This window comes from endosymbiont of Bathymodiolus septemdierum str. Myojin knoll, assembly GCF_001547755.1.
In the GTDB taxonomy this organism is placed as follows: domain Bacteria; phylum Pseudomonadota; class Gammaproteobacteria; order PS1; family Pseudothioglobaceae; genus Thiodubiliella.
In genome coordinates this window covers 994,622-1,017,344 of sequence record NZ_AP013042.1, presented here as the reverse complement: position 1 = coordinate 1,017,344, position 22,723 = coordinate 994,622, and the positions used below count along the sequence as shown (strand labels likewise).

The window sequence follows — 22,723 nt, the reverse complement described above, 5'->3', positions numbered from 1 at the left end:
GATTGTCTAACGATGGACAATAAAACAAACATAGGCGTTTATTTGGCTTCACCTGATGAAGACTGAATAAGCGTTTTTTTTTGGTCGGTCTAATTAAAGGATTGACAAAGGTATTGGAGCCAGTTAAGGAAATTATTGTAATGATAATTTTCTAACTGGCTTTTTTTTGTATTTAAGAACAGGGAAAATATAATGAAAAAATTGGTGGTAGTGGGCTCGGGAATGAGTGCGATGAAAGTAGTTGATGAGATATTGAAGATTGACCCAACCATGTATCAGATTACAATTATTGGCGCAGAGACGGTGTTACCCTACAATAGAATTATGTTGTCTCCAGTTTTGTCTGGTGAGAAGACTTTTGATGAGATTAAGACGCACGATGAAGATTATTTTGCACAGAATAACATCAGTTTTAAGCCAGGGTGTGAGGTAACGACAGTGAATCGTAAGGCTAAGACTGTGACACTTGAGTGCGATAAAGGTGAAACTGAATCCTTGCATTATGACCGCCTTGTATTGTGTACGGGGTCAACACCGTTTATTTTGCCACTACCAGGTAAGGAATTAGAAGGGGTAGTTTCATTTAGAGATATCTATGATGTTGAATACATGAAGGCTAATGCCAAGCGAGGCAAAAAAGTTGCGGTAATTGGCACAGGTTTATTGGGGCTTGAGGCGGCAAATGGGCTAAATGAATTGGGCTTTGATGTTACCGTGATTGGTAATATGGATTCTATTATGAATATGCAATTGGACCCTTCTTCGGGTGGCTTATTGCAGAAAGTTTTAGAAGAAAAGAATATTAAATTTAAGTTGGGTGCGATTACAACAGTGATTAATGGTAGTGATAAAGTTGAATCAATAGAATTTGAAGATGGCTCAACAATGACAACGGATATGGTGGTTATGTCGGTGGGCATTGTACCGAATGATGCACTGGCAAATGAGATTGGTCTGCAAACAAATCGTGGTATTGTCGTTAATGACACGATGATGACTTCAGACCCTGCGATTTATTCTGTGGGTGAATGTATTAAGCATCGCGGCATGTCGTATGGTTTGGTGGCACCGCTATTTGAGCAGGCGCGTGTTTGTGCTGAGCAGGTTTGTGAAGTGTCACACCATATGTACACGGGTTCAGACATTTCAACCAAGTTAAAAGTATCGGGCGTTGATGTGTTTTCAGCAGGAGAATTCGATAATGCAGATGACGAAGTTATGTGCTCTAAAGATCACGCTTTGAACACACGAAAACGATTGTCTATTCGTGATAATAAGTTGGTAGGTGCCGTGCTATTTGGTGATTCTACCGATGGATTGTTTTACTTTGATTTAATTAAAAAGCAGACTGACATTACCGATATGCGTAAGACTTTGTTGTTTGGTGATATTGGTATTGACGCAGCGAGTGCAGGTGCTGCTGGTGTTGAAAAAATGGCAGACGATGAACAGGTTTGTGGCTGTATGGGGGTGACCAAAGGGGATATTGTGAGTGCAGTTGCGGGCGGTTGTGATTCGTTTGAAGCCGTGCAAGAGCAGACGGGTTGTGCGACAGGCTGCGGTGGTTGTGGATCGGTGGCGAAGCAAATATTCAGTTTTGTTTCAGGTGCGGAACTGATAACCAAAGAAACCCTGTGTGATTGTAGTGAGCATTCAACGGAAGAGGTGCGTGAATATGTACGCGCATTAAACAGTGTTAAAACCATTGATGAAGTGCGTTCGGAAATGGGCTTTACGAGTTCTTGCGAGGTTTGTGGTGCGGCGATTAATTACTATTTGTCTTCGCAATTTAACGATGAATACGAGCATAATGATGCAGAGCGCCCGCATAATGAAATGATGCATGCGAACAAGCAAAGAGATGGCACTTATTCCATCGTGCCACAGATGCAAGGTGGCTTGACCACGCCTGCAGAACTCAAGGCATTGGCAGAAATTGCCGTAAAGTATGAAGTGCCAACGGTGAAAGTAACGGGTGGACAGCGCATTGATTTATTGGGCATTCCCAAGGAAAACCTGAACGATATGTGGGAAGAAATTGCAGCGGCAGGCATGGAATCTGGCTATGCATATGGCAAAGCGACGAGGACTTGTAAATCTTGCGTTGGTACGGATCATTGTATGATGGGCACGCAGGATTCTATGGGTTTATCGGTGAAGATGGAGGATGCAGTTTGGTCGCATTTTATGCCACACAAATTCAAGATGGGCGTGAGCGGTTGTCCACGAAATTGCGCAGAAGCAACGATTAAAGATTTCGGTGTGATTTGCACAGAAAAAGGCTATGAAATTCATGTTGCGGGTGCTTGTGGTATTCGTACAAAGGCGTGTTTGAAGGACCGTTTCTTTGAGACTGAAGCCGCCGTAGTTGAATATTTAAAGGCATTTGTACAGTTGTATCGTCTTGAGGCGAATTACCTTGAACGCGTTATGCACTTTGAAGAGCGCGTTGGTTTGGACTATATTCAGTCGCAATTAGACACCTCTGAGAAGATTAAAAAATGGGCGAACGCATTACCGAAGACCATTAAAAATCCATGGCTAACCACCGACCATAGGGCGTCTGCATAATGGAAGATAAATTAACTTTATTCTCATTTAAAGGCAAGTATAAGATTTTACATCTAACTTGGTTTGCCTTTTTTATGTCGTTTGTGGTTTGGCTCAGCCTTGGGCCGATGATGCCGTTTATTCGTGAGGCATTATCATTGACGCAGCAACAGGCTAAAATCTTATTGATTTTGAATGTGGCAATCACTATTCCATCGCGGATTGTCGTGGGAATGTTGGTCGATAAATTCGGACCCAAAATTATGTTTACGGTAATTTTGGTGTTAGGCGGTTTGATTTCTATCGCTTTTGCCTGGATGCAGACTTATGAGCAATTGGCGTTGTTACGATTCTTATCGGGTTTTATTGGTGCGGGATTTGTGGTTGGTATTCGCTTGATTTCTGAGTGGTTTCCAGCTAAGCAAACGGGTGTAGCGCAAGGTGTTTATGGCGGTTGGGGTAATTTCGGTTCCGCAGGTGCGGCAATGACTTTGCCATTTATTGCCAGTAGTTTTGGCGGTATTGACGGTTGGCGTTATGCAATTACGGCTGCCAGTCTTGTGGCAATTGTTTATGGTATTTTTTATTACTTTAATGTCAGCAATACGCCGAAAGGTTCAACTTATTTCAAGCCGAAAAAATCAGGTGCGATGGAGGTTAGTAGTTATGCAGACTTGGCGTTGTATATTACAATGAATGTGCCGTTGTATCTTGCTTTATCACTGATGACCTGGAAATTGGCTGATGTCAAGATGATTCCATCGATAGTCGAGTTCGGTATTTTTGCCGTATTAATCGTTCTGTTTTTTCTGCAAGCATTGAAGGCTTGGCAAATAAATATAGTGTACTTAAAGCTCGGCGTGCCAAAGCAACACCGCTATAAATTTAAGCAAGTTGCTTTGTTAAATTGGGCGTATTTTGTAACTTTCGGCACAGAATTGGCAGTGGTTTCAATCTTGGCAATGTTTTATGTGGATTGGTTCGGTTTGGATAAGATCACTGCGGCATTGTTAGCAGGTGTTTATCCGTTTCTTAACTTATTTGCACGACCAGGAGGTGGTTATTTGAGTGATAAATTTGGTAGAAAAATCATTTTAATGGTAACTTTCTCAGGTATTTCGTTGAGTTTTTTGACTTTGGGTACGGTAGAGCAAGAATGGTCAATTTATTCAGTCATCGCTTTAACGATTATAGGCGGCATCTTTTCTAAAGCGGGTTCAGGTGCAATATTTGCAATGGTGCCGTTAATCCAAAGACGACTCACAGGGCAAATTGCAGGGATGACAGGTGCGTTTGGCAATGTTGGTGCCGTGATGTTTTTAACGGTTAATTCGTTGGTAGATTACGACCAATTCTTTATGTTAATTGGTATTATGAGTGGCGTGGTATTAATGCTGATTGTGGTTTTTTTAGAGGAACCCAAAGGGCATATGACAGAGGTTTTAGACGACGGCACAGTTGAGGTTATCAAACTAAACTAAGGCAAATGAAAAAACTCAAGCTCACTATTAATTCCTATTCTATCGCAGGTGTCAAGTCTGAGAATCAAGATAATTGTGCCTACTATGTACCAGATGATCAAGCGTTAGAATACAAAGGTATTGTCAGCGTGATAGCAGATGGCGTGAGTGCGTCAGCAAGAGCAAAGGAGGCAAGCAATTGTTGCGTGAATAGTTTTTTGAGTGATTATTATTCCACGCCAGACTCTTGGCGCACCGAGCATGCAGCAGTTAAGGTAATTTCAGCACTCAATAATTGGTTGTATTCACAATCGGTGCGTAATGGTGAAGAGTCATCAATGTTGTCAACACTAAGTGTTTTGATTGTTAAATCCAATACTGCGCACATTTTCCATGTTGGTGATTCGCGTATTTATCGTTATCGTAACGATACTTTAACGCAATTAACCAAAGACCATGTACTGAATGTCAACAAGAAAAAAACCTATTTATCCCGGGCGATTGGTTTTGATTTGCAGGTCAGTGTGGATTATCAAACTTTTGACATACAGCCACAGGATTTGTTTTTATTGACGACTGATGGCGTGCACGATGTATTAAATAAAGACACTTTACAACAGTATTTGAGCGAAGGTGTTAACTGTGAATCTTTGGTACAAAAGGCATTAGATGCAGGATCAGAAGACAATATTTCAGCAATGTTTTGCCAAGTAAAGCAACTGCCCGAGAAAAATTTAGATGAAGCCTTTGACGAATTAACACAAAAACCTGTGCCACCTGATTTGAAAAAAGGCATTAAAATTAATGGCTTTGAAGTAGAATCATTATTGGTATCTAGCGTCAAAATACAATTGTATTTGGCAAAAAATATAACCACGGGCGAGTTAGTGGCGTTAAAAACCCCTTCAGTGAATTTTGAAGACGATGCGCAATATTTACAATATTTTATGTATGAGCAGTGGGTTGGACAACGAATACAAAGCCCAAATGTGGTAAAGATTCACAAGTCAAATGCACAGGATAAATTCCTCGCTTATGCTATGGAATACATTAAAGGTCAGACGCTAAGAGCGTGGATAGATGAGAATCCGTCGCCTGATATGGCTGTGGTATTAAGTATTGTTAAGCAGATTATTAGTGGTGTTAGGGCATTTCACAGACAGGAGATGTTGCACTGTGATTTGAAGCCTGAAAATATTATGATTGATGAAATCGGGCAGATTAAATTGATTGATTTTGGTGCGGCGCGCATTGCGGGTGTGGCAGAATTATTAAGTCCAATTGATACCAACAATAATCAGGGTACTCAAGGCTACACCGCCCCCGAAGTGATTTTGCAAGACGAAGTTTCGCAAGCATCTGATCAGTTCAGTTTGGGTGCAATTGTGTATGAAATGTTGGCAGGTTGTGTGCCATATGAAGACAAATTAGATAAAAACTTAAGCAGTAAAAAACTGGAAAAACTATTGTATGATTCCATTTTAAAACACGACCCATGCGTACCGATTTGGATTGACGGAGCTGTGCAAAAAGCTTGCTCTTTAAATAAAGCAGACCGCTATGAAGTTCTAAGTGAATTCCTGTATGATTTATCACACCCAAATCAGGCATTATTTTCGGCAAAAATAGCAGTTGATCCTGAGCGATTATTGAAAAAATATCGTTTATTTATGGCCTTATCGTTCGCGGTTAACATTATTTTATTACTATTCATTATTAAGTGAGGTTTTTATGAGTTTTAAAACAACTTGCCCTTATTGTGGTGTTGGCTGCGGTATTGAAATCAGTCGTTCCGGTTCAGCATGGCAATTAATTGGCGATAGAGATTCGCCTGTCAATCAAGGAATGTTGTGCATTAAGGGGCAAACGCTATTAGAAACTATTGGTACTGATAAAGAACGATTAGTTACACCCACTTTCGGCAGTTGGGATAAAGCGATTGCCAAAATGGTGGCGTTATTTACTACCAAAGCAAAAGATGAAATCGCTTTATATTTATCAGGTCAATTGTTAATGGAAGACCTATTCGTTGCAAAAAAATTCGCTAATGCTTTTGGTATTAAAAACCTTGAAAGCAACTCAAGACTTTGCATGTATTCTACCGTAGAGGCTAATAAAAGAGCGTATGGTGACGATATCGTGCCTGTTTCTTTTGACGATATTTATAAAGCAGAAACGATTTTAATTATCGGTAGTAACGCCGCAGATTGTCATCCGATTGTCTTTAATCACATTAAAAAATCAAAAGCTTTTGTCGTTTGTGTTGATGTCTATGAAAGCACTACTGCTAAAAAAGCAGATCTATTTATTAAAGTGGAACCCGCATCAGATATGGTTTTAATTAATGATTTACCTAATCAAGATTGGTTTAAAAATAAAAAAACTTTAAGCGTTTATTCACAAGGGTTAACACAATCAACAGATGCCACAGAAAAAGTCAACGCTTTAATTAATGCGCATATCAAGACAGGCAATATCAATAAACCTGGTTGTGGTGTTTTATCGCTCACAGGGCAATGTAATGCAATGGGCGCAAGGGAAATTGGCATAAGAACAAGCGATTTAACTGCCACCGAATTTTTCTCAACTAAGCAAATCAAAACGATATGGGTGATGGGGACAAATCCGGTGCATAGCATGATTAACTATCGGAAAATTAAAAATCTGATTGTTTCAGACTTTACTCAGACTCTCACGACTAAAAATGCAGATATTGTGCTACCTGTGTGCAGTTGGTCGGAAAAAAATGGACATATAAAGAATTCAGAAAGGCGTTATCTAAAACAAAACGCATTTCTACCTCCCGCAGGAGAATCAAAGCCCGATTGGGAAATTGTTTGTCTGCTCGCTAGGGCGTTAGGATTAGAAGGTTTTGATTATGAAAATGCAGACGATATTTGGCAAGAAATGAATATTGACACTACTTGGACGCCACAAATAAAAGTGCGAGAGTCTTTGGTAAACATCCAAGTACAGGAGCGCAAAAATCAAACGCCTGTTAACAATGTCCGCCTACTTACACAATGGCACGGTATGACCCGCACTGGCAAAAGCAAAACATTAAGAAAGATGACAAAAGTCAACAAAGAGGTCGTCTCTATTCACCATATTACCAATAGGGAATTATTTAAAGATAAAGAAGTTGAGTTAGATAAATATTCTAAACAACCTTGTTTTAAAGGTTAGTCAAGTAATTGGTAATATTGTCTTACTATCAAAATGATGCCATTCATCACTTCGTTTTTGAGACCACTGCATTGACCTCCATTTACACCCACGCTGGGCGCGGGTAAATAGGCTTGATCTGTATTCCTTAAGTTGCACTGAGGTAATGCAGTAGTCTTAAATGGTTTCCTTTAATAATATTTCTATATTTTTTGGTACAAATGCACTAATGTCCCCATTCAAAGACAAAATTTCCCTCACTAATGAGGAGGAAATGTTCGCATATTTTTCTGCAGGTGTCATAAATAAAGTTTCGATATTAGGATTAAGATGTTTATTCATTCCTGATAATTGAAACTCATATTCAAAATCACTAACTGCTCGCAAGCCTCGTAAAATAATCTGTGCATTTTGTGCTTCGGCAAAATCAACCAATAAAGTATCAAAACCCAGTACTTTTATATTGTCAATCCCTTGTAACGCAGTTTCTACCGACTCTATTCTATCTTTGACACTTAAAAAAGCCACTTTCTTGCTATTTTGTGTAATGCCAATAATCACAGTATCAAATAATTTACTAGCGCGCTTGATTAAATCAATATGACCATTTGTAATCGGGTCAAATGACCCTGGGTAAATTGCATTTTTTTTCATCGTTGTATTAGGCAGTAATGTACCATTCCAGATTTTTTTTGTTTATTAATAATAAATCCACTTTCCAAGAAATCCTCAGTGATTTTAAATTCAGATTCGATATAAATTTTACCACCTTTAGCTAAAAATGCATTTTCCATAATTAAGCTCAATGCTTTAGATAAAAAACCTTTATCAAAAGGTGGATCTAATAAAATATAATCAAATACATCTATTTTTTTACTTAAAAAATCAAATGCATCCTGATTAAAAATTGTTAAATTATTCACCCCTAGCAGGCGTTTATTCTCTTGCAAAAACTTAAATGACACCACATCTTTTTCAATACTTACCACCGTTTTTGCCCCACGAGAAATTGCCTCAAAACTTAATGCGCCGCTCCCCGCAAACAAATCCAAAAAAGTCGCATTAGCCATTTCAAATTGCAACCAATTAAACAGGGTCTCTCTCACTTTGTTCGGTGTCGGTCTTAACCCTTCTGCATCTGCAAACTTAAACTGCCTGCCTCGGTGTTTACCACCTATAATTTGAGCGCTATTATTTCTGATATGCGTCAAAAGAGGCTTGTAATTCTTGTTTGGCTTCGTTCACATCGCCCCAGCCATCGATTTTGACCCATTTTTCTTTATCAAGGTCTTTATAGTAGGTGAAAAAATGTTCAATTTGGTCTTTTAAAGTTTGATTAACATCGCCAATATTTTTGATATCGTTATAAGATTTACACAGTTTTTCAGTTGGCACAGCTAAAATTTTATAATCTTGACCTTCTTCATCGGTCATACGCAATACACCAACAGGGCGAGCGGTAATAACGGAATCGTGAATTAATGGGTAGGGCGTGATAACCAGTACATCCGCAGGGTCGCCATCGTCAGACAAAGTATCTGGCACAAAGCCATAATTACAAGGGTAAAACATTGGCGTTGAGATGAATCTATCGACAAACATTGCGCCAGTTTCTTTGTCAATTTCGTATTTTACGGGAGATGAATTCGCTGGGATTTCAATAATAACATTCACTTCGTCAGGAATATTTCCTGCTGAGACTGGTTTTAAACTATTTTGCATTTTTCTAACTCCTCTTTTAATAAATCATAACGCCAACCACTAAGAAAATTTACCGACTGGTCGCCGCGTAAGTATCTTAACAAATTTTTACCGCTTGTGATAACTTCTGCTGTTAAATTATTTTGACTGGCTTTATCCTCAATGTGCGTTTGCAGGATTAATTTTTGCGCTTTTTCTTTTGCCGTTGGTGGTATTTGTTTATGTGTATCTAGTTCAATTGTATAAGGATTTTTGGCTAAAAATAGGGAAAATTGTTTTTGCTTTTCGTCGGTTAATTGCTGTTTGTCCATTGCTATATCAATCAAATCATTATCTGTCATAATCCAGCGTCTTGGTTTATTTTTGTCAATTGCCATCTGCTCTCGCCAACCTGCTAATTGTACTGCAAATGTATGTCGTTTTTTAGGGATACGAGAAAAACCCTTTACTCGATCCCAACACTGAAAAATATTAGGCTTATGTATGTGTGCATCTAAGATAGACTGACCTTCTTCTAATAGCCAATCCAATTTCCCTTCGTTTTCAAGTCGTTTTTTCAATTGATGGTAATTTTTGATTGAGTAAGTCACATCTTCTAGGGCATACTTTATGGCCTCATCAGGTAACGGCCGCATGGTCCAATCTAGTCGAGTAAAGGCTTTGTCTAGGGTTACTCCTTGTAAAATTTCCGTTAACCATTGATAAGAAATCTGTGCACCAAAATCACTGTTTGTCGGACGCAAATTCTTTAACAAGCTAACCGCAATTTGTGTATCAAAAACCTGTGCAGGTAACTGCCTAGAGTACCGATACAACACCTCTATATCATTGCGTGCAGCGTGTGCAATCCACAAAACATCGGGCTGATAAATTTTATTAAATAAAGGCTGCAAATCCTCAATTGCCAGCACATCAATACACGCTGCTATAGTATTCGTCGCAATTTGTAACAAGCACAACTGCGGATAATAGCTGTCCACCCATTTGAATTCGGTATCAATTGCTAATTCAGTGTCGCTTTTAATGCAATGCAAAAAATCAGTTAACTCAGTGTTATTTTTAATCATTCTTCTTTATTCGTAAAAAAAGGGCTACGGACTAAAAAAGCCTTTATTGTTGTATTTTAACAACAATTGTATTGCAAACCTATTTTTATGAGATAATTAGTATATTATTGTAACTATAGTAATGCATAAACAATGTTTTTTAAGCAAGATTTTGCTATCAAAAAAGTGCCAAATAAATGGATTTGGATAATTATTTTCCTAGTCTCAATTGGCGGATTGTCATATCTAGGGTTAAACCCAGCGTTGATTACAGAATGGTGGTGGGTACTGGTTTCTTATAATGCAGTTATGCTGATGATTGCAAGTTATTATTTGTTTTTTGCCATTGCTAAACTTAAGAAAGATGAAAAAGATGGCGTCATTGGTGCGCGTTTCACTTGGTCGTTTATTAAGATTGTGCCTTTGTTGACGATTGTTCCAGTGCTGTCTTTTTATATGTTTTCATTTCAGACTATTCACGATAATGTTGAGCGTTCTGAGCAAACTTACAACAAATTCAACAAGATTTTTTTAGACCGAGTTGGTGCTTTATATCAAGGCTTGCAAGTGGTCAGAGATGACCGCTATGTTGATTTTACCAAAGTCCTATTGCAACAAATTCAAAGTTATTCTAATTTCCAAAAAGAGGAAAAAGACTACAATCAGTTTATGCAAGTTTTTATTCAAAGTTTAATTGATAAAAAATATGCCTGCTCCTTAGTACTTAAAAACGAAAAAGATAAAATTATTGCGCAAGCCAGTCAAGACACTACTTGTGTTGTTGAGGACAATCAGCCACTCTCAAATCAACAAAATTTAATTGCTTTTGAATATGAGGAATCTCGATTATTTCAGGTGCAAATGTCTACCCAGTACCTAAATAAAAAAGCGGATAAAAAAACTTTAGATTTGACTGTTGTGTATGCCACCGATCCACACTTATTGCGTTTTTTAGGGCATGTTAAAGGTTTTTATAATTTTGCCAGTAATCTCACTTTTAGTGTCAATACCTCGCTTACCCAAAAACGCTTTTTGTTAGATTTTTCTTCCACCGTTTTATTAACGATATTGAGTGTATTGCTGATTGTCCTTAGGCTGATTGACCATTTAATGCGTCCAATGCAGAATCTCGCACTTGCTACTAAGGAAATTACTAAGGGTAATTATGCGGTAAGAGTGCACAACCAAGAAAAAAACGGAGATGTGCGTAGTTTGATTGACCAGTTCAACGAAATGTCAAAACAAATTCAGCAATCTCGTCAAGGGTTAAGTACGCATAACCTTTATTTGGAGACCATTTTAAAATATTCGTTTGGCGTTATTGGTTTGGACAAAAACAAAAAAATTCAGTTTGTTAACCCTATGATTGGCAAGATATTGTCGATTGAAAAAGTGCAACAATTTGTCGGCGATTTTTGTAATAATATTGCTGAAAAAAATAGCTATCTTGAGCCTTTATTTTTCATTATCCAAGACAGATTTGATCAAGGTCAAAGTGAATGGAGTGAAGAGATTGAAGTAACGCTACCTGGGCGTCACATCTTGCTTTCTTGCCATGGTGCGGTACTAGATGAAGGTAATAAAACTTTAGGTTATGTGATTATTATTAAAGATATTACCAAACTTCATAGAGCGCAAAAAGAAGCCGCTTGGGGTGAGGTAGCAGTGCGAATGGCACATGAAATTAAAAATCCATTAACCCCAATTTTACTTTCTGCACAACGCCTTAGAAATAGATTTTTGAATACACTTAAAGGCAAAGATTTGGAAATTATTGATAAAACCACCAGCGTTATTATTGACCAGGTGAAGTCATTGGATGCAATGGTTAATACTTTTTCTGATTATGCCAATATTCCAAAAATTAAGCGTAAATTGTTAGATCTTAACAGCTTAATTGCTCAATCGGTTTCTCTTTATGATGCACAAGATAATATTAAGATTAAATTTGAGTTATCTAATGATGTGCCTCAATTACATCTTGATGCCAATAGCATTTCTAGAGTATTAATTAATTTGGTTAAAAATGCCACTGAAGCGGTTGAAAATGGACAGGGCTTAATCGTAAAAATTGCCACAAAATATTTAAAAGATGAGGGTATAGTGCGCCTAAGCATTGAGGACAATGGCAGTGGATTTGACGAGTCGATGCTGGCGTCAGTATTCGAACCTTATGTTACTACCAAAGCTAAAGGCAGTGGCTTAGGGATGGCAATCGTGCAAAATATCATTAAACAGCATAATGGACGAATTTTTGTTGCTAATGTTAAGCCTCACGGTGCAATTATTACGATTGAGTTTAAGCAGATAAAGGAGGGGGTATGATAATTGGTAATATTTTGATTATTGACGATGAGAAAATCAATTCTGAAACCATTAAAGACACACTTGAGGATGTGAATTATAGCGTGACACTTGCTGCCAATGCCACTGAGGCAAAAGCCATTGTCAAAACGCAAACCTTTGACTTGATTATGATGGATGTGTGGATGTCTGGACAAGATGGAATGTCTTTATTGGAGGAATGGATGAATGCGGGTTTTACTATGCCAGTAGTAATGATGTCAGGTCATGCGGAGCATCAAGATGTGATTAAAGCCATTAAACTTGGTGCATTGGATTTTCTTAAAAAACCGTTGCACGATATTTTACCGTTGGTGCGTAAATTTTTATCCAAGCAAGGTATTTATAAATCCGAGAAAGTGAGCGGTATTGATTTTGACTTGCCACTTAAAAGTGCAAGAAATATTTTTGAAGCGCAATATTTCAAGCACCATTTAAGTCAAAATAATAACAACATTGCCAAAGTGGCAGACATTGCAGGATTGGAAAGAACCACTTTATATCGTAAATTAAAAGACTTGGGGATTGATAAAAAATGAATATTTTAATTCTAGGGGCAGGGCAAGTGGGCGTATCGTTGGCTAAATATCTAAGCCTTGATGAGGAAAATGACATTACTATTGTTGATAAGGATGAGGAAAACCTATCATCAATTCAACGATATTTAGATGTTAAAACTATTTGTGGGCATGGCTCATACCCCAATATTTTAGAAGAGGCGGAAATCAAGACCATGGATATGGTGATTGCGGTGACGAAATCGGATGAGGGCAATATGTTGGCATGTCAAATTGCACATACATTGTATGGTGTTAATAAAAAAATTGCTCGTATTCGCACCGCAGAATATCTACATCATAAGGCTTTATTTTCTGATAATGCGATTCCAATTGATTTTACAATTACCCCTGAAATATTGGTAACAGATTTTATTAAGCGCGTGGTTGAGCAGCCAGGCGCAGAGCAGATATTTGAATTTGATAATGGTTTAATACAATTGGTTGAAACCAAAGCCTATAAAGGCACGCCGATTGTTGGGCATCCAATTAAAGAATTGCACGACCACTTGCCCAAGACACATGTTCGCATTGTTAGTATATATAGGGATAATCAAGTCATTCCAGCCTATGGCGAGACAGTTATTAAAGATGGTGATAGAGTCTATTTTGTTACCAAGAAAAAAAGCGTCTCCAAGGTATTAAAAGAGTTTAGGCGTATGGACAGACCCTATAAAAACATTATGATTGCAGGTGGTGGTTTGATTGGGCTAAATTTAGCCAAATTTTTAGAAAAAAATCACCTTGTGCGCATTATTGAGCTTGATAAAAAACGCGTTAAAGAAATTGCCGACCAATTAGAGAATGCTATTGTATTACATGGTAACGCTTCTGATGAGGATTTGTTAAAATCAGAAGGTATTGAAAATATTGATTTGTTCCTTGCACTAACCGACTCTGATGAGATTAATGTGATTGTTTCAATCCTGGCAAAACGCCTTGGTGCATATAAAACAGTTGCCTTGGTTAAACGCAATATGTATGTTGATTTAGCCACGCAAAGTGATGATGTGGATATGGTTATATCCCCTGATCAAATTACCACCAGCGGTATTTTATCCCATCTTCGTAAGGGCGATACAATGACAGCGCATTCACTGCGAAAAGGCAAAGCAGAAGCCATTGAACTTATTGTTCACGGCGATAAACACCATTCCAATGTGGTTGGTAAAAGCATTGAAAATATCAATTTTCCAGAGGGTGTTGTGGTTGGTGCAATCGTGCGTGGCAATAAAGCGTTGATGGCATCAAGACAATTAGCGATTGAAGAAAATGACCATGTGTTATTAGTCATGAGCGACACATCACAAATCCATAAAGTAGAAAAATTATTTGAAGTTCAGCTTAATTAACCAACTTATAAGCCGGGCTTATAACTTATAATATTAGAGGATATATAGTATGCAATTTAGTATCGTATTTAAAACTATTGGGCTGTTATTAATGATTTTCAGCTTTACACAACTGCCTCCAATTATCGTTGATGTTGCGTATGGTGAGCAACAATACCCTGTTTTTTTAACTGCCTTATTGATTACTTTAATAAGTGGTTTGGGGTTATGGTTACCCTTTAGGCATTCGAAAAAAGCGTTTAGAATCCGCGAGGGTATTCTTGTGGTGGTGAGTTTTTGGTTTGTTTTATCTTTGTTTGCTACTGTCCCATTTTTGCTAACTGAAAGTCTAAATATGTCATTCAGCGACGCATTTTTTGAATCAATGTCTGGGCTAACTACCACAGGGGCAACGGTTATTACTGGGCTGGATGACCTTCCTAAAGCAATTTTATATTATCGGCAACAACTACAATGGCTTGGTGGAATGGGGATTATTGTTTTAGCACTTGCAATTCTGCCAATGCTTGGCGTTAGCGGCATGGAGCTTTATCATGCAGAAGCCAGTGGCATCTCTAGAGATAGACTCACCCCAAAATTGACCCAAACAGCTAAAGTTTTGTGGTTTATTTATATCGGTTTTACGCTGGCTTGTGCATTGGCTTATTACCTTGTAGGAATGAATGCTTTTGATGCTATTGGGCACAGTTACTCTACCGTAGCAATTGGCGGTTTTTCTACCCATGACAATTCTATTGGATTTTTTGATTCTTATTTAATTGAGACTATTGCCGTATTTTTTATGTTTTTTGCAGGTATCAATTTTTCCCTACATTTCTTCGTTTGGCGTCAGAACCATATCAATCACTATTATCAAGATTCGGAGTTTAAAACTTATGTTGCTTTTCTTGTTTTTTTAACACTATTGGTTTTTATCTACTTATTTAACACTGGGCAATATTTAAGTATCGGTGAGGCATTTAGGGTTGCACTTTTTCAAAGCGTTTCAATGGCAACAACAACAGGCTTTATTTCCACTGATTTTTCATTATGGGCATTGGGATTACCAGTGTTACTGATTTTCGCCAGTTTTATTGGCGCATCTTCAGGTTCAACAGGCGGCGGTATTAAAGTGGTTAGAGTGTTATTAATGTTCAAACTTGCCGCTAAAGAAATTAAAAAATTTATTCACCCCAACGCTCAAATCAACATCAAACTTAATAAAAAAAGCGTTCCTGACAGTACCTTAGTTTCAGTTTGGGGTTTTTTCGCCCTCTATGTGATTGCTTTTTTTGTAATTATGCTTGCCTTAATGTTTACCGGGCTTGATCAAGTGAGTAGTTTTTCGGCCACCGCTGCTAGCATTAATAATCTTGGTCCGGGGCTAGGAAAGGTTGCCGCTAACTATGGCAGTATCAGTGATAGCGCTAAATGGATTTTAAGTTTTTCTATGCTGCTTGGGCGCTTGGAAATTCTAACGCTAATGGCACTTCTCAACCGTGCTTTTTGGCGTTTTTAAGAATAATTTATAAAAAAGTTAAAAATTATATAAAGGGGTCAGTATATAAAGGGGTCAGTGTCAATTAAATAACAACTGTTGCCAGTCTTGCTATAAAATCAAAACATGACTTCCAACTTAACACTTTAACATTGTCCCATGCCAAGAAAGCCTCGCATTAGCCCCATTGGCATTCTTCAGCATGTCATTGCCAGGGGTAATAATCGTCAAGTTTGTTTTACCAGTGAAGATGACATGGCTTTTTATGTCAGTTGTTTAAAAGATTATTCAACAAAACACAACTTGCAAATACACGCCTGGGTGTTAATGACCAACCACATCCATTTGCTTTGCACCCCGCTTAGTGAAAATGCCATTAGTAAAACTATGCAAGATGTTGGTAGGCTTTATGTTGTTTACTTCAACAAAACATACGGGCGTAGCGGCACATTATGGGAGGGTCGGTATAAATCCTCTTTGGTGCAGTCCGAGGCTTATTTGTTGAGTGTTTATCGCTACATTGAACTTAATCCTGTGCGCGCTGGCATGATTGAAGACCCTGCTGATTATTCTTTCTCTAGTTATCAAATTAACGCATTGGGCAGGCAATCTGATTTATGCACCCCACACCAAGAATACCTAACATTGGGCAATACCCAAGAAGCAAGACAACACAATTATCGTGCACTTTTTGAATACGAACTTGACCACAAGCTGATTGACAACATTCGTAAAACAACCAATCAAGGCATGGCGATTGGCAATGAGGCTTTTATTACACAAATAAAAAAATTAACAGGCTACAACATGACAAGTAAAAGCAGGGGAAGACCGAAAGGGTGGCGGAAAAAGAGACCCTGTAAACCAGATTGTGTAAACACCTCTTTCAAAAATCAGACATAATCCTTTAATCTATCCTCATGTAGGATTATAAACTGATTCATTGCTTGTGACCAATTTCGTATTGGCATTGTCCATTTCTTACTGGCTGCTTCAATGGCTAAAAAGACCACTTTAAAAGCAGAGTTATCATGATTAAAAATCTTTCTGTTTTTGATAGATTTTCTAATCATTGAGTTTAAGGATTCAATGGCATTAGTGGTATAGATTGCCTTTCTGATTGCCTCAGGATAAGCAAATAGAGTAGCAACATTATCCCAATTTCGTCGCCACGATTTGGCGATACTTGGGAACTGCGTATCCCATTTATACTCAAACTCATCTAACGCCAATAAAGCTTCTTCTTCAGTAATAGACTGATAGATTTGCTTTAAATCACTAGCAACATTCTTATGTTCCTTATAGCCCACATATTTAAGCGAGTTGCGAACCATATGAACAATACACAGTTGTACATCAGCCTGTGGGAACACGGCATTAATAGCTTCGGGGAATCCCGTTAACCCATCGACTGAGGCGATCAGAATGTCTTTTACGCCACGATTAGCAATATCGTTAAGAACGCCCAACCAGAACTTAGAAGATTCATTTTTGGACAACCATAAGCCAAGACATTCTTTTTTACCCTCAAGATTAACGCCTAGGGCAATGTACATGGTCTTTTTAATGATTTGTTTATCTTGCCTAACTTTAATGACAATACCGTCTAAATAAACAATGGGGTAAATCTCATCCAATGGACGATTACGCCACTCTGTGGCTTGAGTAATAACCGCTTGTGTTACATTGGACACCAACGTTGCTGAGATGTCAGCGTCATACATCTCTTTAAAGGTTGTGACAATATCACGGGTGCTCATGCCTTTGGCATACAGGCTTAATATTTGATTATCAAAAGCGCCTAATCTGGTTTGACCCTTCTCAATGATAGCAGGCTCAAAGTTAGCATTGCGATCCCTTGGAATAGCAAGTTCAACTTCGCCATGATTACCTTTAACAATTTTAGAGTAGTAGCCATTGCGAGCGTTATTACTGGCATTAGATTCATTGCCATTTTGTCCATATTTTGGATAGCCAAGGTGATGTTCCATCTCAGCACCAAGTGCCGCTTCTATGGTCATCTTAACCAATGATGCAGACAAGTCTGCCAAGTCATCTTGGGTGTGGATGTCTTTGGCAAGCTCACCAGCAAAAGCACGGAGTTTTTGTTGGTTAATGCCTGTGTTGTTCAGTTGGTTCTTTTGGTTTTTTCTTAGTGTTGCGTTACTCATGTTTTTTCTCCTTTTTAGGGATTATAAAATATGAGGGTTTACAGGGTCGAAAAAGAAGGTTTAATTTACACTGACCCCTTTATTTACCCATTTATTTCCCCTTTATTTCCTGACCCCTTTATTTCCTAACATTGGTAGATGCCAGCAATAAAATTAAGGTATAAAAATAATTCATAATTTAATCATGTCCATATCGTTCAAAGAAATATTGATATTTTTTTAAATCCAGCTTCTTACTTAATTTTTTTTCAAAATAACGAATTTTATTTTCGTCATTTAACCTATAGACACCACCCACAAATTCTAAATCATCTAAATCAGGGTCGACAATCTTTATCATCGTTTCCAATCTATCATAAAAATATATCTCCTCAATTAAATCTTCTCCATATTTTTTCTCATCTAACCAAAAAACTTCAATCTTAAATTCAAATATTTTATTGCTCATGGCTCAACCTTTCGTGTTTTATCAGCTGATTTTAATTGTTTGCCAGTGTTAGGGTCATATTCTCCTAAGTGTTTTCCTCTTTTATTATATTTTTCTAAAGTGCCATGACGATAATCCCATTCATAAATATTACCTTTTTTATCTTTGTACCGTTTTCTCAGTTTACCTCCACCTTGAGCAGAAGTTTTAGAAGGAGACGATTTTAAATTTGGTATCCCTGTTATATCTTCAGGCTTTTTAGGGGCGGGTTTATAGTTGTAATTATTATTCTTAACTACGCTGGTAATTTTCTTCTCTTTTCCAATACCTTGAGCAATCTTCTGAATAATTTTATTCCCAGGAATAGCCTCCGTTACCACGCCAATACCAATAACTGCTACTAATGCTTTTGCATCCTCCGTCCTACCTTCATCAAGTGCTTTCTTTAATTGCCAAGCATCATAAGCAGTAACACCTTTATCAATAAGTTCTGCTACTGCAACAACAGTCAATACTATAGCGCCACTAACCAGCGCATTATTCTCCACCGCATTCTCAGCCGCTTGGTCTGCTATCTCAATATCCTTACCCAACCCTTGAGTAATAACTGCCGTCCCAACTCTCGCTAAAGCAGTCGTGTCTTGTTTGTATTGCTCAAACTCTGCCTTAGTCATTTTGCTAATATCTTTGCCTTGATACTTACCAACTTGCTCAGCAATAACCTCCCCAACAACAGCCCCAACCGCACCACTACCACAATCCTTACCTTGTATCTTAGCACCAGCACAACCCAGTGCTGCATGGGCAACTTTGTGGGTGAAGTCGTTGAGGTTGCCTATGGCTTTGGCATTGCCTATTAGGTTGGCACCTTTGGCAAGCCCCGTTGTTAAAACACTGCTTGCTAAATTGTTTTTAAGATTGTCTGCTAGAGAGCCACCGTTGATGGCAGTGCTTACTGCTGTTGTTACTGCGGTGTTTTGTAGTCCGTTTTGTAGATTGGTGCTGAAGTCTAGGTCTTTGCTGTATGTGGCAATTGAAGTGGTGCCGTCTGCGTTGAGTGTTTTTGCGCCGTATTGGTTGAGGGCATATTGACTAGCACCTGCTGTTAATGCAGTCTTTAGCATTTGTTTAGGGTCAATTGCTAAACTGTTACCAGTGATACCTGCGGTGAGCACAGCTGCGGCTAGTTGTGTTTGTACACTTGCTATGGCAGCGTTGATAAAGCCATTAGCAGCTCCGCCTGTAAGAGCAGCTGCTACTACTTGTACGATAATTGCACCTAAACCACTAAGGGTGGTGGTGGATTCATCCCAGTTTTTGTTAGAGATGTTGACATCACTTAGGGTGATGCCTTGGGCTTTGAGTTGGGCTTGTAGGTTTTTATTTAAGCCATCGCTTGAGGTGAGTTTGGTTAGGATTTGTTGTTGAGTGGTGGTTAACTGTTTGTTGGTTAGTTGATTATTGGTTAGTTGCTGGTTGTTAATGATAAGTTTGTCATTGGCGTTTATTTCTGCGACTACTTTGGTTTGTTTGTTGTGGCCTTTATCGGTAATGGTCTTGGTTAAAAAACCTGATGATTCGGTTTGGATTTGTTTAAAGTCTAGGTCTTTGTCTGAGACTAGGTTGAGTAGCTCAGTGGTGATTTTGATGGTGTCTGCTTGGAGTTTGGAGGCTTGGACTTGGGTGAGTTTGTTAGTAATGTTAATATCTTTGGCTTGGAGGGTGCTTTGGATGTTATCTGTGGTACTGGTAGTGGTGGTATCGTCATGTCCACCGCCAAACAAGCCGCCTTTTGATTCTGAATGAAGTTGGGTGTATTTGGTGTCTTTGACTGAGGTAATGTTTAGTACTTTGCTTTGGATGTTGGTTTGGTTGTCTGCTTGGAGGTTTGTACCTTTGATGGTTACTTGCTCGTTAGCATTGATGTTGATATTACCTGCTTTGATTTGACTTTTAAGATTGGTGGTTGAGTTTTCTTTATAGTAGTTTTTGTTGTTGCCTGAGTAGAAGTCGGTTACTTGTTGGGTAGTGGTTAAGATGACATTATTAGCGTTTAAGTCTAGTTTGTTGTTGGCATTAATATTTGAACCAGCAAGGTTGATGGTTTTGTTAGTTGTTAACTTAATATCGTTGGTGGCTTGGATATTGGCTTGGTTGCCGATTATTTTTTTAATGTCTTTGGTGTTGCCTTGTGAGTAATCTACATTTTTCTCAAAGCGGACATTGTTAATGTTGCCGTTGATGCTGGTGAGGATGATGTCTTTTGCCTTAATATCAGCACTGATGTTGTTGATGTTGTTGTTTGCAAGCAGGGTTAGGGTGTTGTCTGCTTGGAGGGTGCCGCCTTGGTTAAGGATACTGTCTAATGCACTAACTGATAGATTGTCTCCTGCTTTGATGAGACCTGCGTTTTTGAGTTGGTTAACATTAAGGTTAATGTCTTTACCTGCAATAATTCTGCCACCCTCAACTTGATATTGATTGATGTTGGCTATGTAGACTCTTGGCACTAAAGCTTGGGTGGTGGTGCCATCGGCTAGGGTGATGGTTTGTGGTTCCATCCAGACCATGTCTTGGGTGAGTTGTGATATTTGGGCGGTGGTGAGGCTAATGCCAGGGATGAGCTCTAAATCTCTTTGCTGGTTGATGGCATTGTCCATCAGTCTTCGATATTGGGCGTTGTCGCTGGTGATGTCTTTTTGTAAAAAACGCTTGCCTGTTTGTGCTAAGAGTTGTTCTTTAATGAGTTTTTGTTCGTAGAAGCCATCGCCAATGCGTTTGAGTGTTTTATCAGGGTTAAAGTCAATGTGTTTAAGCAAGTAATCAGAGCTAATGAAGTTATCATAAAGGGTGAACTCTGGGTTGGTTTCTATGAGGTAGTCTGTTTGTGGGTCTTGGGCTTGGACGAATAAGCCTGTGGTGCCAGTGGGTAGCGTGATGGATAGTGGGGTTTGGGTAATTGCGGTTGGGGTGGTAGATTGGGTGTTGGGGGTTTGGGTTTGGGTGGCTACCTTATCTTTAGTAACAGCCGCTTGGTCGGTAGTTTGAGTTTGGGTGGTTGCGTTTACGACTGGGCTGAGTGCCAAATAAAAAGAGAAATAGGTGGTTAGCAGTTTTTTGAACATGAAGTATTTTAACTGGGTTTGGTGGGATGTTGGTTTAAAAAAATGCTTTGAGACTGGTTGTTTGTAGTGGGAGTGTAATTAATGTTTGTGTTTATTTGTCTTTTTGATTACTCTCTGAGCCTAATTTACTAATTTATTTTTACCTTGAGACCTTTGCGTAATTCATAATTTATTGCCTTAATTTCAGTTTGTCTGTTTTTCAAAAATATTTTCTAGAATCTACTGTATTTTTCTCATAAAAATCTTTGATTTATCTAGATTTTATCGCTTTATCTCTCTATTTTTACGCTTTCTCCGTTCATTGGATACAACAATCCCTCAGGTTGCGCATTCGCTTAAAAATATTCATCCCAGTTTTAAGATTATGACTTATGGCAATCAGTTGTGCTCTGGCTTTGTTGCGTTCTAACCCAAGGTATCTTGCTTTGCCTAAACCGTGATGAAGCTTTAGCAAGCCAAAGGTTCGCTCAACAATATAGCGAATAGATGAGCGTTGTTTATTCTCTTGTTTCTGCTCTTTGGTTAAAGGCTTGTTTCTGTAGGCACGGTGCAATATTTTATTGTTTTCTTTACCCAGTTTTTCATTATTATTTTTATTAGCATAGGCACTATCAGCAAAGACTTGTCCACAGGTTTTGCTTTTGCTTATATCAAGCAGTTTATCAAATTCTTTTGAGTCATGCACATTGCCAGGGGTATAGGTCATCTTTTTAACAAAGCCATCTTCATCAGTATTAGCATGCATCTTGAAGCCATAGGTGGTTTTCTTTTTGCCATCAGCTGCTGTTTTGACATTATAGCCAGCTTCTTTGTCTTGGGTATTGTTGCCATTCTTACCTTTGCGTTTTCTACATTGCTTGGCTTCAATGACAGTGGCATCAATAATGTTAATTGAGCCTAATGAGACAATGATTGAATTTTGTTCTAGATGAGTGTTGATTTGTTCTAGTAGAGGTTCTAAGAGTTTTTCAGTATTGAGTAGTTGTCTAAAATGCCAAATGCTGGAATGGTCTGGCACACTCTCAGATAATGATAAATCAATAAAACGTCTGAACATTAAGTCTCTAGCAATTTGTTTTTCTAGGGCTTCATCGCTAAGGCCATACCAAGCTTGAAGGATAAGAATTTTAAACATCATCAGTGGCGGATAGCTGGGTGCGCCGCGTACAGATGAATATAAGTTTGAAAGTGTTTGCTCTATCTCATTCCAGTTGATAATGTTATGCACATCATCAAGCTCTGATAGGGATTTGTGCTCTACAACGAGAGAATCTGCAAATGAGTTTTGTTTTGTGTTCTTCCAAGACATTTTTAGTATTTTTATGATTGATTTAGATGGGTGTTATTTT

General features: G+C 38.4%; 17 protein-coding genes. 9 read left to right on the top strand and 8 right to left on the bottom strand.

Going from position 1 to position 22,723, the window contains the following annotated elements; all coding sequences use genetic code 11:
* Positions 1 to 192: 192 nt before the first annotated feature.
* The 4 genes from nirB to BSEPE_RS05310 are packed head-to-tail and all read left to right on the top strand — an operon-like array spanning position 193 to position 7,196.
* On the top strand, positions 193 to 2,571 hold the full coding sequence (gene nirB / locus BSEPE_RS05325) for a nitrite reductase large subunit NirB (RefSeq protein ID WP_066044848.1): 2,379 nt from the start codon (positions 193 to 195) through the stop codon (positions 2,569 to 2,571).
* The gene (locus BSEPE_RS05320; RefSeq protein ID WP_066044846.1) at positions 2,571 to 4,031 is read left to right on the top strand and encodes an MFS transporter; all 1,461 of its coding nucleotides are present in this window, start codon (positions 2,571 to 2,573) and stop codon (positions 4,029 to 4,031) included. The genes nirB and BSEPE_RS05320 overlap by 1 nt, the downstream gene beginning before the upstream one ends.
* A gap of 5 nt (positions 4,032 to 4,036) precedes the next feature.
* Complete coding sequence (locus BSEPE_RS05315; RefSeq protein WP_066044844.1) at positions 4,037 to 5,734, top strand: bifunctional protein-serine/threonine kinase/phosphatase; 1,698 nt, start codon at positions 4,037 to 4,039, stop codon at positions 5,732 to 5,734.
* A 7-nt stretch (positions 5,735 to 5,741) separates the two neighbouring features.
* Positions 5,742 to 7,196 carry a molybdopterin oxidoreductase family protein gene (locus BSEPE_RS05310; protein WP_066044842.1) on the top strand — a complete coding sequence of 485 codons (1,455 nt, stop codon included), beginning with the start codon at positions 5,742 to 5,744 and terminating at the stop codon, positions 7,194 to 7,196.
* A 156-nt stretch (positions 7,197 to 7,352) separates the two neighbouring features.
* Here BSEPE_RS05310 and coaD read toward each other — a convergent pair whose 3' ends face one another.
* Genes coaD through BSEPE_RS05290 form a run of 4 tightly spaced genes read right to left on the bottom strand, consistent with a single transcriptional unit; the run spans position 7,353 to position 9,943 of the window.
* On the bottom strand, positions 7,353 to 7,829 hold the full coding sequence (coaD, locus tag BSEPE_RS05305) for a pantetheine-phosphate adenylyltransferase (RefSeq protein ID WP_066044839.1): 477 nt from the start codon (positions 7,827 to 7,829) through the stop codon (positions 7,353 to 7,355).
* Positions 7,826 to 8,386: a 16S rRNA (guanine(966)-N(2))-methyltransferase RsmD gene (gene rsmD / locus BSEPE_RS05300; protein WP_066044838.1), complete on the bottom strand. Its 561-nt coding sequence runs from the start codon at positions 8,384 to 8,386 to the stop codon at positions 7,826 to 7,828. The genes coaD and rsmD overlap by 4 nt, the downstream gene beginning before the upstream one ends.
* Positions 8,367 to 8,897, bottom strand: a complete 531-nt coding sequence (ppa, locus tag BSEPE_RS05295; RefSeq protein ID WP_066044836.1) for an inorganic diphosphatase — start codon at positions 8,895 to 8,897, stop codon at positions 8,367 to 8,369. The genes rsmD and ppa overlap by 20 nt, the downstream gene beginning before the upstream one ends.
* A complete protein-coding gene (locus tag BSEPE_RS05290) occupies positions 8,882 to 9,943 on the bottom strand; it encodes a ribonuclease D (RefSeq protein WP_066044834.1) in 1,062 nt (353 codons plus the stop codon). Before BSEPE_RS05290 ends, ppa begins: the two co-directional genes overlap by 16 nt.
* Before the next feature lie 132 nt (positions 9,944 to 10,075).
* Here BSEPE_RS05290 and BSEPE_RS05285 point away from each other — a divergent pair, with 132 nt between their 5' ends.
* From BSEPE_RS05285 to BSEPE_RS05265, 5 genes are all read left to right on the top strand, one after another.
* Entirely contained in the window at positions 10,076 to 12,247 is a 2,172-nt protein-coding gene (locus BSEPE_RS05285; RefSeq protein ID WP_066044832.1) for an ATP-binding protein, read from the top strand.
* The gene (locus BSEPE_RS05280; RefSeq protein WP_066044830.1) at positions 12,244 to 12,804 is read left to right on the top strand and encodes a response regulator; all 561 of its coding nucleotides are present in this window, start codon (positions 12,244 to 12,246) and stop codon (positions 12,802 to 12,804) included. Before BSEPE_RS05285 ends, BSEPE_RS05280 begins: the two co-directional genes overlap by 4 nt.
* A complete protein-coding gene (trkA, locus tag BSEPE_RS05275) occupies positions 12,801 to 14,174 on the top strand; it encodes a Trk system potassium transporter TrkA (RefSeq protein WP_066044828.1) in 1,374 nt (457 codons plus the stop codon). The genes BSEPE_RS05280 and trkA overlap by 4 nt, the downstream gene beginning before the upstream one ends.
* A 49-nt stretch (positions 14,175 to 14,223) precedes the next feature.
* Positions 14,224 to 15,672 (top strand): TrkH family potassium uptake protein, encoded by a 1,449-nt coding sequence (locus BSEPE_RS05270; protein ID WP_066044825.1) that lies wholly within the window; start codon positions 14,224 to 14,226, stop codon positions 15,670 to 15,672.
* Between the two features lie 138 nt (positions 15,673 to 15,810).
* A complete protein-coding gene (locus tag BSEPE_RS05265) occupies positions 15,811 to 16,554 on the top strand; it encodes a transposase (protein WP_066044823.1) in 744 nt (247 codons plus the stop codon).
* Here BSEPE_RS05265 and BSEPE_RS05260 read toward each other — a convergent pair.
* The 4 genes from BSEPE_RS05260 to BSEPE_RS05245 form a co-directional block, all read right to left on the bottom strand.
* On the bottom strand, positions 16,545 to 17,768 hold the full coding sequence (locus tag BSEPE_RS05260) for an IS256 family transposase (protein ID WP_066046126.1): 1,224 nt from the start codon (positions 17,766 to 17,768) through the stop codon (positions 16,545 to 16,547). The two genes, BSEPE_RS05265 and BSEPE_RS05260, sit on opposite strands and share 10 nt — an antisense overlap.
* A gap of 232 nt (positions 17,769 to 18,000) precedes the next feature.
* Positions 18,001 to 18,270, bottom strand: coding sequence for a DUF7683 domain-containing protein (locus tag BSEPE_RS05255; protein WP_066044821.1), 270 nt, complete (start codon positions 18,268 to 18,270; stop codon positions 18,001 to 18,003).
* Positions 18,267 to 21,374 carry a colicin E3/pyocin S6 family cytotoxin gene (locus BSEPE_RS05250; protein WP_066044819.1) on the bottom strand — a complete coding sequence of 1,036 codons (3,108 nt, stop codon included), beginning with the start codon at positions 21,372 to 21,374 and terminating at the stop codon, positions 18,267 to 18,269. The genes BSEPE_RS05255 and BSEPE_RS05250 overlap by 4 nt, the downstream gene beginning before the upstream one ends.
* A 298-nt stretch (positions 21,375 to 21,672) precedes the next feature.
* On the bottom strand, positions 21,673 to 22,683 hold the full coding sequence (locus BSEPE_RS05245) for an IS5 family transposase (RefSeq protein WP_066044817.1): 1,011 nt from the start codon (positions 22,681 to 22,683) through the stop codon (positions 21,673 to 21,675).
* Between the last annotated feature and the right edge of the window lie 40 nt (positions 22,684 to 22,723).